The following is a 22131-nucleotide window of genomic DNA, read 5'->3' on the forward strand; positions in this document are numbered from 1 at the left end:
GGTGCGCACCCGGGGTGTCATGACCTCTCGTCCGGCTGGGCCGGGCCCTTCGGCCCTGACGGCCGCCGGGAACCACGGGTCGGATGGGTGGTGGATCGAACCGTCCCGAGGAGAGGAGAACAGCGATGGTGCCCGTGGTGCGGATCGTCGTCGGCATTCTGATCCTGGCCCATGGCCTGGTGCACCTGCTGTACCTGGTCCCGGACGTGACCGAGTTCTCGACCGAGCGGTCGTGGGTGGTTCCCGAGGGGGCCCGCCGACCCGTGGCGTCGGCGCTCATCGCGTCCACCATCGCGGCATCGGCCCTGCTGGCCCTGTCCGTGTGGGGTGTGCCCGGGCTTGCCGACGCGTGGCCGGTGCTGGCCGTCCTCGCGGGGACCCTGTCGCTCCTCCTGCTCCTCGCCTACTGGGACACCCGACTCGTCGTGGGGGTGGCGATCGACGCCGCGCTCATCACGGTCGGCGTCGTGCAGCCGGCATGGTTCGAGGACCTGCTGACCTGACCTCCTCCGGGACCGCGGTCAGGCGGCGAGGCGGGCGACGAGGCGCCAGCCGAGCATCGTCACGGCGAGGAAGATCGTCGCGACGGCGACGAACGACGGCGCGGTCCCGGTCGTGGCGAGCTTGCGCAGCAGCATGCCGACGACGACGGTCGAGACCACGACGATGGCGCCGAACTGCCACGATCGGGGTGACCCGTCCAGCGTGAGGGTCGCGACGAGGTAGCCCGCCGCGGTGCCGCAGAGGAACGGTGCGGCGGTCTCGAGGACCCCAGCGAGGGTGATGCCGTGGGCGTGGGAGCGCCGGCCGACGACGGCGAAGACGACGACGGCGAGCAGGTCGAGGGCGGGGGCGAGGACCCGGCTCACGCGCTCAGCCACCGACCCTGTCGAACAGCGAGCCCTGCGGTGGCGCGTGGGTGGGGTCGACGCCGTCGAAGAGGATGCTCACTGACTCGCCCGCGTGGATGCGCTTGATCGCCTCGGCGAACAGCCCCGACACGGTGCGGACCTGGAGCTCGGGCCACCGGCCCGGAGCGGGGACGGTGTCGGTGGTGACGATCTGGCTCACCATGGGGTGGCCCCGCAGCCGTTCGACGGCGTTGCCGGAGAAGAGCCCGTGGGTGCACGCCACGGCCGCCTCGGTCACGCCGAAGTCCGCGAGGCGGTCGAGGAGCTCGACGATGGACCCGCCGGTGGCGATCTCGTCGTCGAGGACGATGGCCCGCTTGCCGCGCACGTCACCGACGATCGAGTCGATGACGACCTTGTCGTCGCTCTTGCGCTGCTTGCTGCCGGCGGCCACGGGGAGGCCGAGGAGGCGGGAGAACTGGGTGGCCTCCTTGGCGTTGCCGAGGTCGGGGGAGACGACGACCGAGTTCGAGAGGTCGGTGCCCCGGAAGTGGTCGGCCAGCACGCCCAGCGCGGTGAGGTGGTCCACCGGGACGGAGAAGAAGCCGTGCACCTGGGGTGCGTGCAGGTTCATCGTCAGCACCCGGTGCGCGCCCGCGGTGGAGATGAGGTCGGCGACGAGGCGGCCGCCCAGGGAGATGCGCGAGGCGTCCTTCTTGTCGGACCGGGCGTACGCGTAGTGCGGGATGACGGCGGTGATCTGCGCGGCCGAGGCTCCCCGCGCGGCGTCGATCATGAGGAGCAGCTCCATGAGGTGCTCCTGGGTGGGGGGCACGAGCGGCTGCACGATGTAGACGTCGCGCTGGCGGCAGTTGGCGAGCAGCTGCGCCTGGAGGCAGTCGTTGCTGAACCGCTTGATCTCGGTCTGGGACAGGGGCACGCCGAGCTGGTCGCAGATCTGTGCGGCGAGGGCGGGGTGGGCACTTCCGGAGAAGACGACGATCTCGCGCATGCTGAGACCCTAGGCCAGACCGGTTCCGAGGTGATGACGCAGTTCACTGACGAGCTCCCAGCGGTGCTGCCGGCCCGCGGCACTGGCGCCCGGAAAGCTCGCGAACCCGTGGGGCACCCGCAGGTAGTTCGTGAGCCGCGTCTGAACCCCCGCGGACCGGAGGGCGACGGCATACCGGGTGCCGTCGTCCCGGATCGGGTCGAGGTCGGCGGTCTGGATCAACGCGGGGGGCAGGCCCGCGAGGTCGCCGAACAGCGGCGACATCAGCGGGTTCTCGAAGTCGCGCGCGGGGGCGTACAGCTCGCGGAAGGCGATCATCGAGTCCCGGGTGAGGATCGGGGCGTTCGGGTGCTCGTCGATCGAGGGGGAGGCCATCGTCAGGTCGGTCGGCGGGTACAGCAGCGCCTGGTGCCGGATCCAGTCGGTGCCGGCGTCGCGCACCACCTGCGCGACCACGGCCGCGAGGTTGGCCCCCGCGGAGTCGCCGCAGACGGCCATCCGGTGCGCGTCGGCTCGGAGGACGTCGGACTGGGCGGCCAGCCACGTCGTCGCGTCGACCGCGTCGAGGGCCCCGGTCGGCGCCGGGTGCTCGGGCGCGAGCCGGTAGTCGACGCTGACGACGACGGCACCGACCTCGGCGGCCAGGTGTGTGCACAGCGGGTCGTGGTTGACGACGTTGCCGAGCACCCAGCCGCCGCCGTGGAAGTACACGATGACGGGCACGTCGGTCTGCGCGTCGCGGATCGCCCGCGGCCGGTAGATCCGCAGCGGGATCTCGTAGCCGTCGCGTGCCGGTGCCGTCCCGAAGGTGATGCCCACCGCCCGGTCCACGCGTCCCAGGACCCACGAGAAGGGCCGGCGGGTCGGGTGGGTGCTCGCCCGGGCCTCGTGCCGCTGCTGCTCGCTCATGTCCTCGACCGGCACCCGCAGCCGGTCGATGAGGGCGACCGCCGCGGTCGTGGCCGGAGACATCCCGCGGTAGCTGCGCATCCGACGAGTATGCCGAGGGCTCACCTTCGCGGGGACAGGCGGCATGGTTGGCTTGCGTCCATGACGCCTCCCTCGGCCACCGCGGTCGCCCGATGACGGTCCGTCGGGTGATGGGCATCGAGACCGAGTACGGCATCTCGGTCCCGGGCTCGCCCACGGCCAACCCGATGGTGCTGTCCGGTGACGTCGTGACGACGTATGCCGCGAGCCGGGGCATCCGTCCCGCGCAGGCCTCGTGGGACTACGCCGACGAGGCGCCGCTGCGCGACGCCCGGGGCTTCGACATGGGGCGGGGTATGGCGCACGCGAGCCAGCTCACCGACGTCGAGGACCCGACGATGGCCAACGTCGTGCTGACCAACGGCGCCCGCCTCTATGTCGACCACGCCCACCCGGAGTACAGCTCGCCCGAGGTGACCAACCCGCGGGACGCGGTCGTCTGGGACAAGGCCGGCGAGCTCGTCATGCGCGAGGCCGTGCAGCGGCTGGCCAGCGTGCCGCCCGGGGTCAACCTCTACAAGAACAACACCGACGGCAAGGGCGCCTCCTACGGCACCCACGAGAACTACCTCATGTCGCGCCGGACGCCCTTCACCCGGATCATCTCGCGGCTCACGCCCTTCTTCGTCGTCCGCCAGGTCATGTGCGGCTCCGGCCGGGTCGGCATCGGCGTCGAGTCGCGCACCCCGGGCTACCAGCTCGCGCAGCGCAGCGACTTCTTCGAGACCGAGGTCGGCCTCGAGACGACGCTCAAGCGGCCGATCATCAACACCCGCGACGAGCCGCACGCCGTCGCCGACCTCTACCGGCGGCTGCACGTCATCCTCGGTGACGCGAACCACTGCGACGTGGCCAACCTGCTCAAGCTCGGATCCACCTCGCTCGTCCTGGCGATGATCGAGGACGACGCGTTCACGACCGACCTCGCCGTCGCCTCCCCGGTGCGCACCCTGCACGCCGTGAGCCACGACCCGACGCTGCGCTCGACGATCGAGCTCGTGGACGGGCGCTCGATCCGGCCGGTCGAGCTGCTGCGGCGCTTCCACGAGCTCGCGGCGGACTACGTGCAGGACCGGTGGGGCGCCGACGTCGACGCCGACACCACCGAGGTCATGCATTGGTGGGACACCGTCCTCACCGCCCTCGAGGGCGATCCGATGGACGCGCGCCGCTGGGTGGACTGGGTGGCCAAGCTCTCGGTGCTCGAGGGCTACCGCGACCGGGACGCGCTGGGCTGGGGCGACCCGCGCCTGCGGGCCGTCGACATCCAGTGGTCCGACGTCCGGGCGGACCGCGGGCTCGCCCACCGGCTCGCGGCCACCGGCCGGGTCGAGGTCCTCGTGCCCGAGGCCGAGGCGGCGGTGGCCATGGACCGGGCGCCGGAGGACACCCGGGCCTGGTTCCGCGGGGCGTGCCTGCGCAAGTTCCCCGAGTCCGTCGTCGCGGCGTCGTGGGACTCCGTCGTCGTCGAGGTGCCGGGCGAGCGCACCCTGCAGCGCATCCCCATCCTCGAGCCGCTGCGCGGCACGCGCGCCGCCGTCGGCGACCTCGTCGACGCAGCGCCCGACATCCGGTCGCTCCTCGCGTCCCTCGCCGCGGCCGACGGACGCGCCGACTAGGCTCGTGCTCCCAGGCACCTCGCGGTGCCTTCGCCGACACGAGGAGGAGCCCATGGCCGGCCAGGAACAGATCAAGCCCGGGCGACGTGACGACGGTCCGGACGACGCCCCCGAGCCCGTGGCGGCCCCCGCGGCGCAGGTGTCGGACACCGAGATCGACGACATCCTCGACGAGATCGACGGGGTTCTCGAGACCAACGCCGAGGAGTTCGTGCGCGGGTTCGTCCAGAAGGGCGGCCAGTGAGCCCGGTCTCCGAGGGCGGCCTGCCCGCCGCCTACCTCCGCACGGGGTCGTCGTCGTTCACCGACTTCGTCGCCGAGCACGAGCCGAGCCTCATCCCGTCCCGCCGCGGCCTCCCGCCCGGCGCGACGATCGACGCCCCCCACGGCACGACGATCGTCACGCTGACCTTCGACGGCGGGGTCCTCATGGCCGGTGACCGCCGCGCGACGATGGGCAACATCATCGCGAACCGCGACATGGAGAAGGTCTTCGCGACCGACGAGTACTCCGTCGTCGGCATCGCCGGCACGGCGGGCCTGGCGATCGAGCTCGTCCGCCTCTTCCAGGTCGAGCTCGAGCACTACGAGAAGATCGAGGGTGCCCTCATGTCCCTCGAGGGGAAGGCCAACCGTCTCGCCTCGATGATCCGCGGCAACCTCGGGATGGCCATGCAGGGACTCAGCGTCGTCCCCGTCTTCGCGGGGTTCGACCGCCACGACGCGACCGGCCGGATCTTCTCCTACGACGTCACGGGCGGCTGCTACGAGGAGCACGACCACCACAGCGTCGGCTCCGGCTCGCTCTTCGCCCGCGGCGCGCTCAAGAAGCTCTACCGGCCAGGCATGGCTGCCGACGAGGCGGTCCGGGTCGCCGTCGAGGCCCTCTGGGACGCCGCCGACGACGACTCCGCGACCGGTGGGCCCGACGTCGGCCGCCGCATCTGGCCGACCGTGGGCATCGTCACCGCCGACGGCGCGCGCTTCCTCGCCGACGACGACGTCGCCCCCGTCGTCGACGCGATCCTCTCCCACCGCCGCGGCAACCCCGGCGGCCGACGCGACGGAGGTGCCTCATGACCGCCGGTATGCCGTTCTACGTCTCGCCCGAGCAGCTCATGAAGGACCGGGCCGACTTCGCCCGCAAGGGCATCGCCCGCGGCCGATCCGTCCTCGTCCTCGGCTACGAACACGGCATCGCCTTCGTCGCCGAGAACCAGTCGCGCAGCCTGCACAAGATCGGCGAGATCTACGACCGCATCGGGTTCGCGGCGGTCGGCAAGTACAACGAGTTCGAGAACCTCCGGGTCGCCGGTGTGCGCTACGCCGACCTGCGCGGCTACTCCTACGACCGCAGCGACGTCACGGCTCGCGGCCTCGCCAACGCCTACGCGCAGACCCTCGGCTCGGTGTTCACCCAGGAGTCGAAGCCCTACGAGGTCGAGATCGTCGTGGCCGAGGTCGGCCGCGACGCGGACGGCGACCAGATCTACCGGCTCACCTACGACGGTTCCGTCGCCGACGAGCGCGGCCTCGTCGCGATGGGTGGGGCCTCGGACCAGATCGAGGAGCGGCTCACCGAGAAGTGGCGTCCGGGACTCAGCCTGGCCCAGGCGCTCCGCCTCGCCGCCGAGGGACTGGCCCACGACCCCGCGGGCGGGCCGGACCGCGAGCTCGGCCCGGAGTCCCTCGAGGTCGCCGTCCTCGACCGCACCCGGCCGCGCCGCACGTTCCGCCGGATCAACGGCGACCTGCTCGGCCAGCTCCTCTCCGACGACGACCCGACCGACGACGTGCCGCCGGTCGACCACGAGAGCCCGCGGCAGACCGCGAGCAACCCCCAGACCCAGCGTCACGGCGACGAGCCGACGCCCGACTCCGAGTAGGTCGCTGGTGGGGGGCGCCCCGTCAGGATCAGGCCTTGGTGGGGGCGTTGGCGTACCGGAGGTAGGGCTTGACCTCCTCGACGTTCACGAACCGCTCGCGGGCGTCGGCCGTCGACACGGTCGGGGCCACGATGACGCGCTCGCCCGGCTTCCAGTCCGCCGGGGTCGAGAACGGGCCGGAGTCGTTCACCTGGAGCGCGTCGAGCGCGCGCAGCACCTCGTCGAAGTTGCGACCCGCGCTCTTGGGGTAGGTGAGGGAGAGCCGCACCTTGCCCTGGGGGTCGATGAGGAAGACCGAACGGACGCTCGAGGTGTCGCCCTCGCCGGGGTGGATCATGTCGTAGAGCTCGGCGACCCTGCGGTCCTGGTCGGCGACGATCGGGTAGGTCACGGCGGCGCCGCCGACCTCCTCGATGTCGGCCTTCCACGCGTGGTGGTCGTCGATGGCGTCGACCGAGACGGCGAGCACCTTGGCGTCGCGCCGGGCCCACTCGTCCTTGAGCGCCGCGACCCGACCGAGCTCGGTCGTGCAGACGGGCGTGAAGTCGGCCGGGTGGCTGAAGAGGACGGCCCAGCCGTCGCCCTTCCAGTCGTGGAAGCTGATCTCACCCTCGGTGGTGTCGGCGGTGAAGTCGGGGGCGTGGTCGCCGAGACGCAGCGTGGCCATGGGGGTGGTCCTCTCAGAGATAACAAGGTGTTGTCCGATGCCAAACATGCCGTTAGGTGTCGAGGGCTGGTACCGGCGTTCCGGATGCTGGACGCCGAGCGGGGGAGTCGTGACTAGGGTTGGCCCATGGAGCGACGGATCTTCGGGATCGAGAACGAGTACGGGATCACCGCCTCGTCCGACGGCCAGCGCACCCTGACCCCCGACGAGGTGGCCCGCTACCTCTTCCGCAAGGTCGTCGCGTGGGGCCGGTCGAGCAACGTCTTCCTCGCGAACGGCTCGCGCCTCTACCTCGATGTCGGCAGCCACCCCGAGTACGCCACGGCCGAGTGCGACTCCCTGCGCCAGCTCGTCGCCCACGACCGCGCGGGGGAGCGGATCGTCGAGGGGCTCGTCGCCGACGCCCAGGTACGCCTGCGCGAGGACGGCGTCGCCGGCGACATCTACGTCTTCAAGAACAACACCGACTCGGCCGGCAACTCCTACGGCTGCCACGAGAACTACCTCATCGGCCGCGCCGGCGACTTCCAGGTCTTCTCGGACGCGCTGCTGCCTTTCCTCATCAGCCGCCAGATCACTTGTGGCGCAGGCAAGCTCGTGCGCACCTCCAAGGGCGTGGAGTATGCCGTGAGCCAGCGCGCGGACCACATCTGGGAGGGCGTGTCGTCGGCGACGACGCGCAGCCGACCGATCATCAACACCCGGGACGAACCGCACGCCGACGCCGAGCACTACCGGCGGCTCCACGTCATCGTCGGCGACTCCAACATGAGCGAGACGACGACGATGCTCAAGGTCGGCTCGTGCGACCTCGTCCTGCGGATGATCGAGGACGGGGTGGTCATGCGCGACCTCACGCTCGAGAACCCGATCCGCGCCATCCGCGAGATCAGCCACGACATGACCGGCCGGCGCACCGTGCGCCTGGCCAACGGTCGTGAGCTGAGCGCCCTCGACCTGCAGCGCGAGTACCTCGCCGCCGCGACGGCATACGTCGACCGGGAGGGGGCGCGCGACCCGGACCACAAGACCGTCCTCGACCTCTGGGAGCGCACGCTCGACGCGGTCGAGAGCGGCAACCACGCGTCCGTCGACACCGAGATCGACTGGATGATCAAGTACAAGCTCCTCGACCAGTACGCGACCAAGCACGGCATGGGCCTGGACCACCCCCGCCTCGCCCAGATCGACCTCGCGTACCACGACATCGACCGGCGCCGGGGCCTGTTCTACCTGCTCCAGGCTCGGGGGAGGGCGGCTCGTGCCGTCACCGACCCGGAGGTGTTCGAGGCGAAGGTCAAGCCGCCCCAGACCACCCGCGCCAAGCTGCGCGGCGACTTCATCCGGGCGGCTCAGGAGCACCGGCGTGACTTCACCGTCGACTGGGTGCACCTCAAGCTCAACGACCAGGCCCAGCGCACCGTGCTGTGCAAGGACCCGTTCCGCAGCGAGGACCCCCGGGTGGAGCGGTTGATCTCAGGGATGTGACAGGTCCTGTGGTTATGGTGGACCTTCCCCCACCCCGCTCGATCTGAGGTATTCCTGTGTCCCGCGCCCGTCTCGCTCCCCTCGCCGCCGCCCTGACGGTGGGCCTCATCGCCCTCGTCGGCTGCGGTGAATCCTCCGACGACACGCCTGCCGCCACCGGCCCCCTGGCCCAGGTCAAGGTCGAGGGTGAGGCCGCCAAGGAGCCGAAGGTCACCATCGCTCCGACGCCGCTCAAGGTCACCGAAGAGGTCAAGCGGGTCGTCACCGAGGGCGAGGGGACGCCGCTCGGCGCGAGCGACCTCACCGCCGTGCACGTCCAGATCGTCAACGGCACCGACGGCAAGGTCGCGACGAGCACCTGGAAGGACAACCAGACGCTCGGCATCGACCTGTCCGACCAGCAGATGCTGCCGATCCTCACCAACCAGCTCAAGGGCGCCAAGCCCGGCTCCCGCCTGCTGCTCGCGGCCCCGTCCGCCGACGTCTTCGGGCCGCAGGGCAACACCGGCCTGGGTCTCAAGGCCGAGGACCCCGTCGTCTTCGTCGTCGACGTCATCAAGGGCTCGCCGTCCCTCAAGGAGGCCGAGGGTGCCGCCGTCGCGCCCAAGGCCGGGCTCCCCACGGTGACGATGAACGCGGGCAAGGAGGCGACGATCACCATGCCGAAGGCCACGCCGCCCACCGCCCTCGTCACCCAGCCGCTCGTCACGGGCAAGGGCGCGAAGGTCGCGACCGGCCAGACCGTGCGGGTCGCCTACACCGGCGCGCTCTGGGGCAGCGGCAAGGTCTTCGACTCCAACGCCACCGGCTTCACGACCGCCATCGGCGTCGGCCAGGTCGTCCCGGGCTGGGACAAGTCGATCGTCGGCCAGACCGTCGGAAGCCGCCTGCTCCTCGTCGTCCCCCCGGCCGACGGCTACGGCGCCCAGGGCCAGGGTGAGATCAAGGGCACCGACACCATGGTGTTCGTCGTCGACATCCTCGCCGCCGTCTGAGCCGTACCACCCGTCCGCACGACCGTCACCGAGAGGACCCCACCCCATGGGCTTCGACCCGAACACGACCCGCCCCGAGATCGACTTCCCCGGCGAGGTCCCCACCGAGCTCGTCATCGAGGACCTCACCGTCGGTGACGGCGCCGAGGCCACGACCGGCTCCACCGTGTCCTGCCACTACGTCGGTGTCGCCCACTCCACCGGCGAGGAGTTCGACGCCTCCTGGAACCGCGGCGAGCCCCTGACCTTCCGCCTCGGCGTGGGCCAGGTCATCCGCGGCTGGGACGACGGCATCGCCGGCATGAAGGAGGGCGGCCGTCGCCGGCTGCACATCCCCAGCGACCTCGCCTACGGGGAGCGCGGCGCCGGCGCCGTCATCCAGCCCGGCGAGAGCCTGGTCTTCGTCGTGGACCTCGTCAGCGTTCGCTGACCCGCTGCGCGGCGCACACCCCCGCGACGGCACTGAGGACGAACGCCGCAAGGTCGTCCTCGAGGCCCCGACCCATCGTCGAGAGCCGCACCGGGGTCTGTCGCAGCGCGTCCAGCACACCCTCGGTGCCGATCTCGACGACGTCGAGGTCGGCACGGCTGGTTGCGGCCATCGCGGTGGCCTGCCGTCGCACGAGGGCCGCGAGCTCACCGCCGCCCGCGAGGACCGGCACGATCGCGGGGGAGAGCAGGGCCTTCCCGTATGCCGTCGTGCTGTGGTGCGAGATCCCGCGGTGCCGGGGGCGTGAGTCACCTCCCGAGACGCGCAGGGCCGCGATCGAGGTGCCCCCCAGGACGTGGGTGGCGTGCAGGGCCTCGGCGGCCGCGATCCCCGAGTAGCCCCACGGGGTGCCGGTGCCGACGTTGCCGGGGCCCTGCGTCACGACGGTGACCTCGGCGCCCACGACGTGCCTGGCCGCGAGCAGCCCGCTGTGCAGCGACACCGCCTCGTGGTTCCCGCCGAAGGCCTGCCCCACGGTGACGGTCGCCGCGAGCCAGCCGGCCTCCGTGAGGCCGGCCACGGCGCGGGAGAACGCGATCGGGAGGGCTCCGCCGTCGGTCATGACGTAGGCGACCTTCGCGCCGGGCCTCGCCAGCCGCACGCCCGCGATGACGGCGGGCAGTGCGGAGTGGAGGTCCGCGACGACGACGGGCATCCCCTCGAGGGAGTCGGCCTCGAGGAGCACGTCGTGGTGGATGCTGTCCTGCTCGTCGACCGCGAGGAACATCTGCTGTTGCGGGGTGTAGCGCGCCTTGACGATGTGGCCGAGGGAGTCGGGGGCGTCGTCCGGGAGGCGGTCGGGGATCGCCACGACGAACGCCAGGCCACCCGTGCCCAGCCCCTTGAGCAGGGCCGAGGCGTTGAGGATGACCCGGTCACCCGGCTCCGGTCGCCCGACCATCCCCGTGTAGGCGAGGGCGCGCACCTCCGACCCGGTCCCGTCGGGCGAAGCCAGCCTCACGGCATACTCCACCGCACCCGGCCACTCACGGATTGTCTCGACGACCGCGCCCTCGCGCCACTGCATCACACCGCGCAGGCTATCGAGTAGCGTCGCAGCCATGAGCGCAGCGACGGGCACGGCCGCCAAGACCGAGCGCCTCCTCAACCTCGTGCTCGTCCTCCTCTACACGCGCCGGCCGCTGTCCAAGGCGCAGATCCGCACCCTCGTGCCCCAGTACGGCGCGACCGCGTCGACCGAGGCCTTCGACCGGATGTTCGAGCGCGACAAGGACGAGCTGCGCGGGCTCGGCGTGCCGCTCGCGACCGAGGAGATCGACGCGTTCCACGAGGACGAGCCCGGCTACCGCATCCACCAGCGCGACTACGCCCTGCCCGACATCGACTTCGAGCCCGACGAGCTGGCCGTCCTCGGCCTCGCCAGCCGCAGCTGGGCGCACGCCTCGATGGCCGGTCCCGCGGCCGAGGCCCTGCGCAAGCTGCGCGCGGCCGGCGTCGAGCGCGACGAGGGCGCCCTCATCGGCATCGAGCCGCGGCTGCGCACGACCGAGCCGGCGTTCGAGGCGGTCAAGGACGCCGTGCTGAGCCGCACCCCGGTCACGTTCGACTACCGCCGCCCGGAGGGCAGCCAGACCCGGACCCGCAACGTGCAGCCCTGGTCGCTCGTCCAGTGGCACGGCCGCTGGTACCTCGCCGGGCACGACCTCGACCGCGAGGACACGCGGGTCTTCCGGCTGTCGCGGATCGACGGCCGCGTCCGCACGGCCGGGCGCCCCGGGTCGTTCGAGGTGCCCGCCGACCACGAGGCCCGTGTCCTCGTCGAGGGCTCCGACGCTGGGGGCGAGGCCCGTCCGGCGCGCGTCCGCGTCCGGCCCGGTGCCGCGCACAGCCTCCGCCGCCGCGCGACGGCCACCGCCGAGACCGACAGCGGGTGGTCCGAGCTGACCGTCGACTTCCACGACGTCGACGGGTTCGCCGCCGAGCTGGCCGGCCACGGTGACGCCGTCGTCGTCGTCGAGCCGCCCGAGCTCCTCGACCGCGTCCGCCGGCACCTGCGGGACACCCTCGCCGCGCACGACGCGAGCGCCTGATGGCCGTCGAGACGGCGACGAGCCGGCTGACCCGCCTCCTGACGATGGTCCCGTGGCTCGTCAACCGCCAGGGCATCGAGCTCGAGGAGGCCGCGCGCGGCCTCGACGTCACGGTCGAGCAGCTCGAGTCCGACCTCAACCTGCTCTTCCTCTGCGGCTACGGGCAGATGCCCGACGAGCTCATCGAGGCGGACTGGGAGGGGGGCCGCGTCTTCGTCGGCAACGCCGACGCGATCTCCCGTCCCCTGCGCCTCGGGGTGGACGAGGCCGTGACGCTCATCGTCGGGCTGCGCACGCTCCTCGACGTCCCCGGGCTCACCGAGCGCGACGCCATCGAGCGCGCCCTGGCCAAGCTCGAGGCCGCGGCCGGCACCTCGGCGGAGCCGGCGGCCCGCGTGTCCGTGGACCTTGCGAGTGCGGGGGTCGACGACGTCGTCCTCGCCCGGGCCCGAGAGGGCGTCCAGCGCCACCGGCGGCTGCACCTCACCTACCACGTGCCCGGACGCGACGAGTCGACCGAGCGTGACGTCGACCCGATGCGGGTCATCGCCGCTGACGGCTACTGGTACCTCGAGGGCTGGTGCCACCGTGCCGTGGGGGTCCGGGTCTTCCGGCTCGACCGCGTGGAGGCCCTCACGGTGCTCGACGAGGACGGCACCCCGCCCGCGGGGGTCTCGCCGCGCGACGTCGGCGACAGCATCTTCAGCCCCACCGAGGACGACCTCGTCGTCACCTTGCGGCTCCTTCCGGGCGCGCTGTGGGTCAGCGACTACTACCCCGTGGAGTCGTCGAGCGACGCCGCGGACGGGTCGCGGACCATCACCCTCCGCACGGCAGACACGGCTTGGCTGGAGCGGCTCGTGCTGCGCCTCGGCGGCCACGCCGTCGTCGTCGCACCCCCGGACCTGCGCAAACGGCTGGCCGACCGGGCCCGCGCAGCCCTGGCTCCGCGCACCCACGACGTAGACTGACTGCAGACCTCTCATCGGAAGAAGGCACAGCCTCATGCTTCGCAACTTCGGGCCCCCCGAGATCATCATCATCGCGGTGCTTCTCATCGTCATCTTCGGCTGGAAGCGCCTTCCCGACGCGGCGCGCAGCCTCGGCCGCTCGGCTCGCGTCTTCAAGTCCGAGGTCGACGAGATGAAGACCGACGGCAAGGACAAGAAGCCCTCCGAGACCGTCACCGGTGAGACGGTGCGTCGTGACGCCGGCGTCGACCTGACGACCCCGCAGGGCACCTCGCCGATCGTCGAGGACGCACCCCGCACCGACAACCTCTCGGGCGAGCAGTCCGGCGACCGCAAGATCGTCTGACCTCTCGTCCCATGGCCCGCGTCGCGAGACCCGGTCGTCCTCGCCTGCCTCGACGGCGCGAGCGTGACCCCGAAGGCAGGATGTCGCTCGGCGACCACCTGCGCGAGTTCCGGCGCCGCATCCTCATCGCGGCGGTCACCGTGCTCGTCGCGGCGGTCGCCGCGGGGCTGAACTACGAGCGGATCTTCACCTTCCTCGCGGCGCCCTTCAACGACTACAAGCGGTCCAACCCGCAGAGCGCGATCAGCCTCAACTTCGGCGAGGCGACGTCGGCCTTCTCCAACCTCATCACGCTGTCGGTCTTCGTCGGGGTCCTCGCCGCGAGCCCGGTGTGGCTGTACCAGGCGTGGGCGTTCGTCGTTCCGGGGCTGACGAAGAAGGAGAAGCGGATCTCGCTGGCGTTCATCGCCGCGACCGTGCCGCTCTTCCTCGGCGGCTGCCTGCTCGGCTACGTCGTGCTGCCGCAGTCGCTCCAGCTCCTCTACGGCTTCTCGCCGTCGGGCACCTCGAACATCCAGCAGGTCTCGGCCTACTTCTCGTTCGTCACCCGCTTCATCCTCGTCTTCGGTGGCGGGTTCCTCTTCCCCGTCTTCCTCGTCGCCTTCAACGCGGTCGGGATCCTGCCCGCGCAGAAGATGATCAAGGGGTGGCGCGTGGCCGTCGTCCTCATCTTCGTGTTCGCAGCCGTGGCCACCCCCACCGCCGACCCGATGACGATGTTCCTGCTCGCCACCCCGCTCATCCTCCTGTACTTCGTCGCCTACGGGATCGCCCGCCTCATCGACCGTCGTCGCGAGAAGGCCCGGCCCGACTGGCTCGAGACCTCGGACGACGAGGCCTCGGCCCTGTGACCGCGAAGCTGCGCGTCGGCATGGTCATCAACCCGACCGCCGGCAAGAACACGGGTGCCCGGATCGGTCGGGAGGCGGCCACGCTCCTCGCCGCCGCGGGGCACGACGTCATCGACCTCTCCGCCATGGACGGGGCGCACGCCTTGGCGCGGGGGCGAGCCGCCATCGCCGACCGCGCGGTCGACTGCGTGGTCGTCGCCGGCGGTGACGGGATGGTCCACCTCGGTGTCAACCTCGTCGCCGGCACCGACGTCCCGCTCGGCATCATCGCCTCGGGCACGGGCAACGACAACGCCCGCGAGCTCGGCCTGCCCGTGCGCGACGCCGCCAAGGCCGTCGAGCGCATCACGCATGGCGGGACCCGTCGCATCGACGCCATCCGCCACGTCACGCCGCGGGGTGAGGACCGCTGGTTCGCCGGCGTTCTCGCGGCCGGGTTCGACGCCATCGTCAACGAGCGCGCCAACGGCTGGCGATGGCCCAAGGGGCAGATGCGCTACAACCTCGCGATCCTGCGCGAGCTCGGCGTCTTCCGCCCGATCCCCTACGTCATCGAGATCGACGGGACGCGTCACGAGACGAGGGCGATGCTCGTCGCGGTCGCCAACGGGCCGTCCTACGGAGGGGGCATGCGGGTGGTGCCGTCGGCGTCCTACGACGACGGGCTCCTCGACGTGCTCGTCCTGCACGAGGTCTCGACCGCGACCCTGCTGCGTGTCTTCCCCAAGGTCTTCACGGGTGCGCACGTCGGCCACCCGGCCGTCGAGATCCTGCAGGGCCGTCGGGTCCGGCTCGAGGCGACCGGGATCGTCGCGTACGCCGACGGGGAGCGATTCGGACCGCTGCCGATGGAGTGCGAGGTCGTCCCGGGCGCCGTGACCGTCCTGACGTAGCCTGACCCGCATGAGCACTCCGGGGCCACATCTCGCGGCATTCACGGCCTCGCTGGAGTTCCCCCTGGACGACTTCCAGGTGCAGGGCTGCCAGTCGGTCGAGGCCGGGCAGGGGGTCCTCGTGGCCGCCCCCACCGGCGCCGGCAAGACGATCGTCGGCGAGTTCGCCGTCCACATGGCCCTCGCCACCGGCCGCAAGGCGTTCTACACGACGCCGATCAAGGCCCTGTCGAACCAGAAGTACCACGACCTCGTCGCCATCCACGGCGTCGACCGGGTCGGCCTGCTCACCGGCGACTCGTCGGTCAACGGCAACGCCCCGGTGGTCGTCATGACCACCGAGGTGCTGCGCAACATGGTGTATGCCGGCAGCTCCACCCTCACCGGACTCGGCTTCGTCGTCATGGACGAGGTCCACTACCTCGCCGACCGCTTCCGGGGCGCCGTCTGGGAGGAGGTCATCATCCACCTGCCGGAGTCGGTGCAGGTGATCTCGCTGTCGGCGACGGTGAGCAACGCGGAGGAGTTCGGCGACTGGCTCGCCGAGGTGCGGGGCAACCACGCCGTCGTCGTCTCGGAGCACCGGCCGGTGCCGTTGTGGCAGCACATGCTCGTCGGCAGCTCGATGTTCGACCTCTTCGTCGACGAGACGGCCGAACCCCGGGAGGACGGGTCGACCCCACGGGTCAACCCGGACCTCGTCCAGGCGATCCGTTCTGCCGAGCAGCGCCGCGTCGACAACGGCTGGGTGCGGGGCAGCACCCGTGACAACGGACGTGGTCGTCACGCGGTGCCGGAGCGCGGGAACGGCTCCGGCGGACGCGACCAGCGCGGGAACGGCTCCGGCGGACGCGACCAGCGCGGGTTCGTCCGCGGCGGACGGCCAGGTGGGGGAGCGACCCGCGCCGAGGTCGTCGCCCAGCTCGACCGCGACGGCCTGCTGCCGGCCATCACCTTCATCTTCAGCCGCATGGGCTGCGAGGGCGCGGTCGGACAGCTGCTCTCGGCCGACACCAGGCTCATCCCGCAGCGTGAGGGGGGTCGCATCCGTCGCCACGTCGAGGAGCGGATGGGCTCGCTCGCCGACGAGGACCTGGGCGTTCTCGGCTACTGGGACTTCGTCGAGGGGCTCTCGCGCGGCTTCGCCTGCCACCACGCCGGGATGCTGCCGCTGTTCCGCGAGATCGTCGAGGAGCTCTTCACCGCCGGTCGGATCCGGGCGGTGTTCGCGACCGAGACCCTCGCCCTCGGCATCAACATGCCGGCCCGGACGGTGGTCCTCGAGAAGCTCGTCAAGTTCAACGGGGAGACGCACGCCGACGTCACACCGGCCGAGTACACCCAGCTCACCGGCCGCGCCGGACGTCGCGGCATCGACATCGAGGGCCACGCGGTCGTGCAGTGGAGCCGGGGGCTGGACCCGCTCGCCGTCGGCGGTCTCGCCTCGACGCGGACCTACCCGTTGCGCTCGAGCTTCCGCCCGACCTACAACATGGCCGTCAACCTCGTGGCGCAGGTCGGCCGCCAGGTGGCGCGCGAGATCCTCGAGACCTCGTTCGCGCAGTTCCAGGCCGACCGGGCGGTCGTCGGGCTCGCCACCAAGGTGCGCCGCAACGACGAGGCCCTCGCCGGCTACGCCGAGTCGATGCACTGCCACCTCGGCGACTTCCGCGAGTACGCCGGGCTGCGCCGCGCCATCGCCGACGCGGAGAAGGACGGCGCCCAGAAGCGGTCGGCCAGCCGCCGGGCCGAGGCCGCGGTCAGCCTCGACGTCCTCAAGGTCGGTGACGTCATCAAGGTGCCCGCCGGTCGGCGGTCGGGGTGGGCCGTCGTGGTCCAGGCGGCGCGGTCGGGCAAGGGAGCGCCCAGCGGACCGGGGGTCGTCACCGAGGACCGGCAGTTCCGCAGGCTCACCCACGTCGACGTCCCCGTGCCGGTCGAGGCCGCCACCCGGATCACCGTCCCGAAGCACTTCAACCCCAAGTCACCGAAGTCGCGCCGCGACCTCGCCACGACGATGCGCATCGCGGTGCCCCACGACCCGCCGCCGAAGGCGGTCAAGGAGCGTGCGGCGCAGGCCGCCCAGGAGAGCGACCGCATCGACCACCTGCGCCGTGAGCTCAAGGCGCACCCCTGCCACCAGTGCCCGGAACGCGAGGACCACGCGCGCTGGGCCGAGCGCTGGTACCGCCTCAGGCGCGAGACGTCCGGGCTCCAGCGCAAGGTCGAGGGCCGCACCAACTCGGTCGCCCGGACCTTCGACCGCATCTGTGTGGTGCTCACCCATCTGGGCTACCTCGACGCCGAGGGGGCCGTGAGCGATCGCGGGGAGCGGCTGCGACGCCTCTACACCGAGCGGGACCTCCTCGCTGCCGAGTGCCTGCGGGCCGACATCTGGAAGCGCCTCGACGCGGCCGGGCTCGCCGCCTGCGTCTCGACCCTGGTGCACGAGCCACGCCACGAGCAGGCCGACCCGTCACCGCGGATGCCGACGGACGACGTGGCCATGGCGGTCGCCGAGATGCAGCGCCGGTGGAGCGAGCTCGACGACCTCGAGGAGGAGCACGGCCTCGAGCGGACCGATGCGCCCGACGGTGGCATGGCGTGGATGGTGCACCGGTGGGCCAGCGGCGAGGGGCTCGACGCCGTCCTCCGCGGGAGCGACATGGCGGCCGGTGACTTCGTGCGCCGGTGCAAGCAGATCGTCGACCTCCTCGGCCAGATCGGCGACGCCGCTCCCGACTCCGAGCTGCGGCGCACGGCCCGCAAGGCGATCGACGGCGTGAGGCGGGGCGTCGTCGCCGCCGACCGGCTCGACTGACCGTCCCCAACTCGCCAATTCCCCCGTTGGGCACGCGACACGCCGCCTGCCGCCCGGCGCGCCGCCAGTCGCGCGGCGCGCCGTGCCCGGCGGCCGGTCAGGGGATCTGGAGGGCCGCGAGGACGCGGTTGATCGGGTTCGTCACGCCGTAGGTCGAGGCGAGCTCGCTCAGCAGCCGCGTGTCCGCCACCGCGGTCGGCAGCGCGATGTCGACGTCGGCCACGGGGGCGTCCAGGGCGACCCGGACGACCCGGGGGGCCACGTCGAGGTAGGCGCTGGCCGCCTCGAGGTTGGTCCGCCGCGCGCCCTTGATGGCCGGGTCACCGTCGGCGACCGCCTTGCGCAGTCCGTCCAGGGACCCGTATGCCGCGATGAGCTGTGCCGCGGTCTTGTCGCCGATGCCCTTGACGCCGGGGAGGCCGTCACTGGTGTCGCCGCGCAGGATCGACATGTCGGCGTAGGCGTCACCGTCGGGGACGGCGTACTTCTCCTGCAGGTAGGCCTGCGTCCCGATGTCCGGCTCACGCACCCCGCCCTTGCCGGTGTAGAGGACGCGGACCCCGTGCGCGTCGTCGATGAGCTGGAGCAGGTCGCGGTCGCCCGTGACGACGTCGATCGCCATCGACCCGCGGTGTCGCTCCACGAGGGTGCCGATGACGTCGTCGGCCTCGAAGCCCGGGGCCCCGAGGCGCGGGATGCCGAGGGCGGCCAGTGCATCCCGGATGAGGGGGACCTGGGGGGTGAGGTCGTCGGGGGACTCCTCGACGACGTCGCTGCCCTCGGTGAGGCGGTGGGTCTTGTACGTCGGGATGAGGTCGACTCGGAACTGCGGACGCCAGTCGTCGTCCCAGCACGCGACGAGGTGGGTCGGCCGGTGCGCGTTGACGAGGGTCGCGATCATGTCGAGGAAGCCGCGCAGCGCGTTGGTCGGGTGCTCGTCGGTGGAGTCCCGCTGGTCCGGCACGCCGAAGAACGCCCGGAAGTAGAGCGAGGCGGAGTCGAGCAGGAGCAGCTTGTCAGCGGGGCGAGGCGTCGTCGACATGAGGCCGAGGGTATTGCACGCTCCTCGTCAGAACGCGCCGATCACCGACTCGGCGACCCCGACGGCGAGCGCCGAGGCGAGCAGGCCGGCCAGGGCGACGTCCAAGACGGTGCGCGGCGAGCCCCTTCTGATCCGGAGTAGTCGGACCACGCCGGTGACCGCGGTGACGACCACGCTCAGCGGCGCGAGGACGAGTGCTCCCACCAGCTCGGCCGCGTCGTGCGGGGTCGGCGTGCAGCCGAAGAACAGACCCTCGCACTGCCCGTTCGCGTTGCGGTCGGGGGCGACCCGGAACCACACCAGCCAGGTCAGCCACAGCACCATGAGCGAGACGAGGACGACGAGCGACCCGCGCGGGGTCCGTCGCGGTGTGTCGGCTGCGGTCATGACGAGCATCGTGCCCCGTGTGACTAGGGTTGGCGACGTGGAGGACCTGGACCGCAAGATCGTGGAGCAGCTCTCGAGCGACGGCCGGATGAGCTACACCGACCTCGGCCGGGCGCTGGGCATGTCGACGTCCGCGGTGCACCAGCGCGTCCGTCGGCTCGAGAAGCGCGGCGTCATCAAGGGCTACACGGCCCGGGTCGACCACGCCGCGGTCGGGGTGGCGATGACCGCCTTCATCTCGATCACGCCGTTGGATCCCGCCGCGCCGGACGACATCCCGGTGCGGATCCGCGACCTGCACGCGGTCGAGGAGTGCCACTCGGTCGCGGGCGACATGAACTACATCCTCAAGGTTCGGGTGGCCACGCCCCTCGAGCTGGAGGAGCTGTTGGCCCGCATCCGGGCCGCGGCCAACGTGTCGACCAAGACGACCGTCGTGCTCTCCACTCCCTGGGAGTAGCTCCCCGCGCCCTGTGGAAAAGTCCGCGGCGACCCCCGGGCTGTTCGGCACGATCGGTCCATGACCTTCCACGACCTGCCACCGCACTCCCGCGACCTGCCCCTCGACGACCCGACCCTGCGGAGCGACCTCGTCGACCTCGTCGTCACGCTCTCGGCCAGGGAGGGCGGATGCGTCGCCCTCCTCCTCCTCGACCACGACCACCGCTGTGCGACACCGATCCTCGTCGAGGAGGTGGGCGCCTCCGACGCGGCAAAGGTCCGCGACGTGCTGCGCACGTTCCTCGGCCGGTTCGACGTCCCAGCGGTGGTGGTCGCCATCGGACGCCCGGGGTCCGGGCTGTTCACCGACGCCGACCGGGCGTGCCACCAGGCCGTGGTCGAGGAGTGCCGGGAGCGGGACGTCACCCTGCTCGGCACCTATCTCGCCTCCGACAACCACGTCCGCGAGATGCCCGACCACCTCCGTGCGGCGTCCTAGCGAGCGATCGGCGCGACCACCGCACGGGTGAGGTCGACGAGGTCGTCGGGCGCCAGCTCGAGGTCGAGCCCGCGGCGCCCACCGGAGACCAGGACGGTGTCGTGCGCACCCGCGGAGCTGTCCAGCACCGTCGGCAACGCCCTCTTCTGCCCGATGGGAGAGATGCCGCCCACGACGTAGCCCGAGCTGCGTTCCGCCGCAACGGGATCGGCCATCACGACTCGCTTGGCGCCCAGCGCCGACGCCATCGCCTTGAGGTCGAGCTGCCGGTCGACGGGCACGATCCCCACGGCCAGACCGGGACCGGTGTCGACGAGCAGCGTCTTGAGGACGCGAGCCGGCTCCACCCCCAGCGCCTCGGCGGCTTCGAGACCGAACGACTCGGCCGCAGGGTCGTGCTCGTAGGCGCGGACGGCATACGCGATCCCGGCGCGGGTCAGCGCGACGGTCGCCGGGGTGCCCACCGAGCCACCGCGGTCCTTGCGTCCCATGACGCGAGGGTATGCGGTCGGGTCACTCGCGCGTGGCGAACGTCCGCAGCAGCGCGGCCGCGCCCGAGAGCACGACGACGACGAGGCCGTAGACCGTCGCCGTCGTCTCCAGGCCCAGCTCGGGCGCGGCGAAACCAGCGGCGACGGCAGGGAGGCCGAACGCGAGGTAGCTGACGACGAACACGCTCGAGAAGAGCTCGCCGCGCTGCTCCGGGCCGACGGTGGGCGTGATCGAGCGCATGATCCCGAGGAACGAGGTGCCGAAGCCCGAGCCGGCCACGACCGCAGCGAGCAGGAAGCCGACGAGCGAGTCCGCGTGCAGCGCGACCAGGCTCAGCACGGTGCCGAGGGCGAGCATCGTCGTGCCGTAGATCGTGACCTGTCGAGCGGTGCGGTGGCGTCCCAGGAAGCAGCTGAGGGATCCCACGCCGGTGAGCACGGCGACGACCGACCCCTGGGCGAGGTGGGAGCTGCCGCCGAGGAGCTGTCCCACGATCGGCGCACCCAACGAGAGGTAGAGCCCGCCGGTGGCCCAGCCGGCGAAGAGGGCCGGGGCGCTGCGCCGGAAGGCGGGACGCGCGGCCGCGGGGATCCCGACCTGCGGCCGCAGCGAGCGGACCCAGCCCTCATGGCGCGGCGAGGTCTCGGGCAGCGCGAGGGAGCCGAGGGCCAGGAGGGCGTAGACCACAGTGAGCGTGGCGAAGACGACGGCCAGGGCTCCTGCGGGGGCGGCGTCGAGCACGGCCCCGGCGACGAGGGCACCGGCGGCGAGCCCGAACAGCGGAGTCACGCTGTTGAGCGTCGCGGCCAGGCCGGGGCGCGAGGCGGGCTCGAGGTCGATGACGGCCGCGGTCATGGCCGACAGCAGCAGGCCCGCGGCGACTCCCTGCACGGCCCGCGAGACGAGGAGCGTCACGACGCTGTCCGCGTGCCAGAAGCCGACCATGCTCGCGGCGAGGACGAGGAAGCCCGCCGCCAGGACGGGGCGCCGGCCGATGTGGTCCGACAGGGAACCGGTGACGAGCAGGGTCGCGAGCAGGGCCAGTGCGTAGACACCGAAGATCGTCGTCATCATGCCCGCGGAGAACCCGATCTCCTGCTGGAGCACCGGGTAGAACGGCGACGGGGCGCTCGCGCCGACCATCATGGCGATGACCGACGCGAGGGCCAGCAGGAACCCCGGGCCGCGGCCCAGGCGTCGCCGACCGCCCCGCGTGGGCGGGGTCGGCCGCTGCTCGACACCTCGACCGGTGCTGGTCCGGGTGCTGGTCGTGCTCATGAAGGGCCTCTCGGAGGAAACGACGGGGTCGACAGCAGTCGAACCCTCACCGCGGCCCGCG

Annotated in this window: 25 protein-coding genes; 16 read left to right on the top strand and 9 right to left on the bottom strand. The window is 71.9% G+C overall.

From position 1 onward, the window contains the following. Positions 1-125: 125 nt before the first annotated feature. Entirely contained in the window at positions 126-503 is a 378-nt protein-coding gene (locus tag AC3EU2_RS16175) for a hypothetical protein (RefSeq protein WP_488177305.1), read from the top strand. Between the two features lie 18 nt (positions 504-521). Here AC3EU2_RS16175 and AC3EU2_RS16180 read toward each other — a convergent pair whose 3' ends face one another. Genes AC3EU2_RS16180 through AC3EU2_RS16190 form a run of 3 tightly spaced genes read right to left on the bottom strand, consistent with a single transcriptional unit; the run spans position 522 to position 2853 of the window. Continuing rightward, positions 522-881, bottom strand: coding sequence for a DUF3054 domain-containing protein (locus AC3EU2_RS16180; RefSeq protein ID WP_488177306.1), 360 nt, complete (start codon positions 879-881; stop codon positions 522-524). Then, a complete protein-coding gene (locus tag AC3EU2_RS16185) occupies positions 874-1863 on the bottom strand; it encodes a ribose-phosphate diphosphokinase (RefSeq protein ID WP_035932282.1) in 990 nt (329 codons plus the stop codon). Before AC3EU2_RS16185 ends, AC3EU2_RS16180 begins: the two co-directional genes overlap by 8 nt. A gap of 9 nt (positions 1864-1872) precedes the next feature. After that, positions 1873-2853 (bottom strand): alpha/beta hydrolase, encoded by a 981-nt coding sequence (locus AC3EU2_RS16190; RefSeq protein WP_488177307.1) that lies wholly within the window; start codon positions 2851-2853, stop codon positions 1873-1875. A gap of 92 nt (positions 2854-2945) precedes the next feature. On the opposite strand from AC3EU2_RS16190, the gene dop reads away from it, so the two are divergent. The 4 genes from dop to prcA are packed head-to-tail and all read left to right on the top strand — an operon-like array spanning position 2946 to position 6358. Then, complete coding sequence (gene dop, locus AC3EU2_RS16195) at positions 2946-4472, top strand: depupylase/deamidase Dop (protein ID WP_488177308.1); 1527 nt, start codon at positions 2946-2948, stop codon at positions 4470-4472. Positions 4473-4524: 52 nt separating this feature from the next. Then, entirely contained in the window at positions 4525-4716 is a 192-nt protein-coding gene (locus AC3EU2_RS16200; protein WP_035932286.1) for a ubiquitin-like protein Pup, read from the top strand. Next, positions 4713-5552, top strand: a complete 840-nt coding sequence (prcB, locus tag AC3EU2_RS16205; RefSeq protein WP_488177309.1) for a proteasome subunit beta — start codon at positions 4713-4715, stop codon at positions 5550-5552. The genes AC3EU2_RS16200 and prcB overlap by 4 nt, the downstream gene beginning before the upstream one ends. Further along, positions 5549-6358 (top strand): proteasome subunit alpha, encoded by an 810-nt coding sequence (prcA, locus tag AC3EU2_RS16210; protein ID WP_488177310.1) that lies wholly within the window; start codon positions 5549-5551, stop codon positions 6356-6358. Before prcB ends, prcA begins: the two co-directional genes overlap by 4 nt. Before the next feature lie 28 nt (positions 6359-6386). Here the strand turns inward: prcA and AC3EU2_RS16215 are convergent, their stop codons facing one another. Continuing rightward, positions 6387-7025, bottom strand: coding sequence for a peroxiredoxin (locus tag AC3EU2_RS16215; protein ID WP_488177311.1), 639 nt, complete (start codon positions 7023-7025; stop codon positions 6387-6389). A gap of 126 nt (positions 7026-7151) precedes the next feature. Here AC3EU2_RS16215 and pafA point away from each other — a divergent pair, with 126 nt between their 5' ends. From pafA to AC3EU2_RS16230, 3 genes are read left to right on the top strand one after another with little or no spacing between them, the layout of a single operon-like run. After that, on the top strand, positions 7152-8513 hold the full coding sequence (gene pafA, locus AC3EU2_RS16220) for a Pup--protein ligase (protein WP_488177312.1): 1362 nt from the start codon (positions 7152-7154) through the stop codon (positions 8511-8513). 56 nt (positions 8514-8569) lie between these two features. Next, positions 8570-9508 (top strand): FKBP-type peptidyl-prolyl cis-trans isomerase, encoded by a 939-nt coding sequence (locus AC3EU2_RS16225; protein WP_488177313.1) that lies wholly within the window; start codon positions 8570-8572, stop codon positions 9506-9508. Positions 9509-9554: 46 nt separating this feature from the next. Continuing rightward, positions 9555-9938 carry an FKBP-type peptidyl-prolyl cis-trans isomerase gene (locus AC3EU2_RS16230; RefSeq protein WP_488177314.1) on the top strand — a complete coding sequence of 128 codons (384 nt, stop codon included), beginning with the start codon at positions 9555-9557 and terminating at the stop codon, positions 9936-9938. Here the strand turns inward: AC3EU2_RS16230 and AC3EU2_RS16235 are convergent. Next, positions 9925-11028, bottom strand: a complete 1104-nt coding sequence (locus tag AC3EU2_RS16235; protein ID WP_488177315.1) for a DUF3866 family protein — start codon at positions 11026-11028, stop codon at positions 9925-9927. The two genes, AC3EU2_RS16230 and AC3EU2_RS16235, sit on opposite strands and share 14 nt — an antisense overlap. A 31-nt stretch (positions 11029-11059) precedes the next feature. Between AC3EU2_RS16235 and AC3EU2_RS16240 the strand changes: the two genes are divergently transcribed. The 6 genes from AC3EU2_RS16240 (at position 11060) to AC3EU2_RS16265 (ending at position 17931) form a co-directional block, all read left to right on the top strand. After that, positions 11060-12049, top strand: coding sequence for a helix-turn-helix transcriptional regulator (locus AC3EU2_RS16240; protein ID WP_488177316.1), 990 nt, complete (start codon positions 11060-11062; stop codon positions 12047-12049). Then, the gene (locus AC3EU2_RS16245; RefSeq protein ID WP_488177317.1) at positions 12049-13020 is read left to right on the top strand and encodes a helix-turn-helix transcriptional regulator; all 972 of its coding nucleotides are present in this window, start codon (positions 12049-12051) and stop codon (positions 13018-13020) included. The genes AC3EU2_RS16240 and AC3EU2_RS16245 overlap by 1 nt, the downstream gene beginning before the upstream one ends. Positions 13021-13054: 34 nt before the next feature. Continuing rightward, the gene (gene tatA, locus AC3EU2_RS16250) at positions 13055-13366 is read left to right on the top strand and encodes a Sec-independent protein translocase subunit TatA (protein WP_488177318.1); all 312 of its coding nucleotides are present in this window, start codon (positions 13055-13057) and stop codon (positions 13364-13366) included. Between the two features lie 80 nt (positions 13367-13446). After that, on the top strand, positions 13447-14217 hold the full coding sequence (gene tatC / locus AC3EU2_RS16255) for a twin-arginine translocase subunit TatC (protein ID WP_488177319.1): 771 nt from the start codon (positions 13447-13449) through the stop codon (positions 14215-14217). A gap of 20 nt (positions 14218-14237) precedes the next feature. After that, complete coding sequence (locus AC3EU2_RS16260) at positions 14238-15110, top strand: diacylglycerol/lipid kinase family protein (protein ID WP_488179506.1); 873 nt, start codon at positions 14238-14240, stop codon at positions 15108-15110. A 10-nt stretch (positions 15111-15120) separates the two neighbouring features. Further along, positions 15121-17931, top strand: a complete 2811-nt coding sequence (locus AC3EU2_RS16265; RefSeq protein ID WP_488177320.1) for a DEAD/DEAH box helicase — start codon at positions 15121-15123, stop codon at positions 17929-17931. A gap of 97 nt (positions 17932-18028) precedes the next feature. Here the strand turns inward: AC3EU2_RS16265 and AC3EU2_RS16270 are convergent, their stop codons facing one another. Together AC3EU2_RS16270 and AC3EU2_RS16275 are read right to left on the bottom strand one after the other, a co-directional pair. After that, positions 18029-18973: a 5'-3' exonuclease gene (locus AC3EU2_RS16270; RefSeq protein ID WP_488177321.1), complete on the bottom strand. Its 945-nt coding sequence runs from the start codon at positions 18971-18973 to the stop codon at positions 18029-18031. A 27-nt stretch (positions 18974-19000) separates the two neighbouring features. After that, positions 19001-19360, bottom strand: coding sequence for a hypothetical protein (locus tag AC3EU2_RS16275; RefSeq protein WP_488177322.1), 360 nt, complete (start codon positions 19358-19360; stop codon positions 19001-19003). Between the two features lie 37 nt (positions 19361-19397). Here AC3EU2_RS16275 and AC3EU2_RS16280 point away from each other — a divergent pair, with 37 nt between their 5' ends. Together AC3EU2_RS16280 and AC3EU2_RS16285 are read left to right on the top strand one after the other, a co-directional pair. Continuing rightward, a complete protein-coding gene (locus tag AC3EU2_RS16280) occupies positions 19398-19820 on the top strand; it encodes an Lrp/AsnC family transcriptional regulator (RefSeq protein ID WP_488177323.1) in 423 nt (140 codons plus the stop codon). A gap of 60 nt (positions 19821-19880) precedes the next feature. After that, positions 19881-20300, top strand: coding sequence for a hypothetical protein (locus AC3EU2_RS16285; RefSeq protein WP_488177324.1), 420 nt, complete (start codon positions 19881-19883; stop codon positions 20298-20300). Here the strand turns inward: AC3EU2_RS16285 and ybaK are convergent. Both ybaK and AC3EU2_RS16295 read right to left on the bottom strand, forming a co-directional pair. After that, the gene (ybaK, locus tag AC3EU2_RS16290; RefSeq protein ID WP_488177325.1) at positions 20297-20791 is read right to left on the bottom strand and encodes a Cys-tRNA(Pro) deacylase; all 495 of its coding nucleotides are present in this window, start codon (positions 20789-20791) and stop codon (positions 20297-20299) included. The genes AC3EU2_RS16285 and ybaK overlap by 4 nt on opposite strands. 22 nt (positions 20792-20813) lie before the next feature. Further along, entirely contained in the window at positions 20814-22070 is a 1257-nt protein-coding gene (locus tag AC3EU2_RS16295) for an MFS transporter (RefSeq protein ID WP_488177326.1), read from the bottom strand. Positions 22071-22131 lie beyond the last annotated feature (61 nt).

Source organism: Knoellia sp. B-D-2 (genome assembly GCF_057714695.1).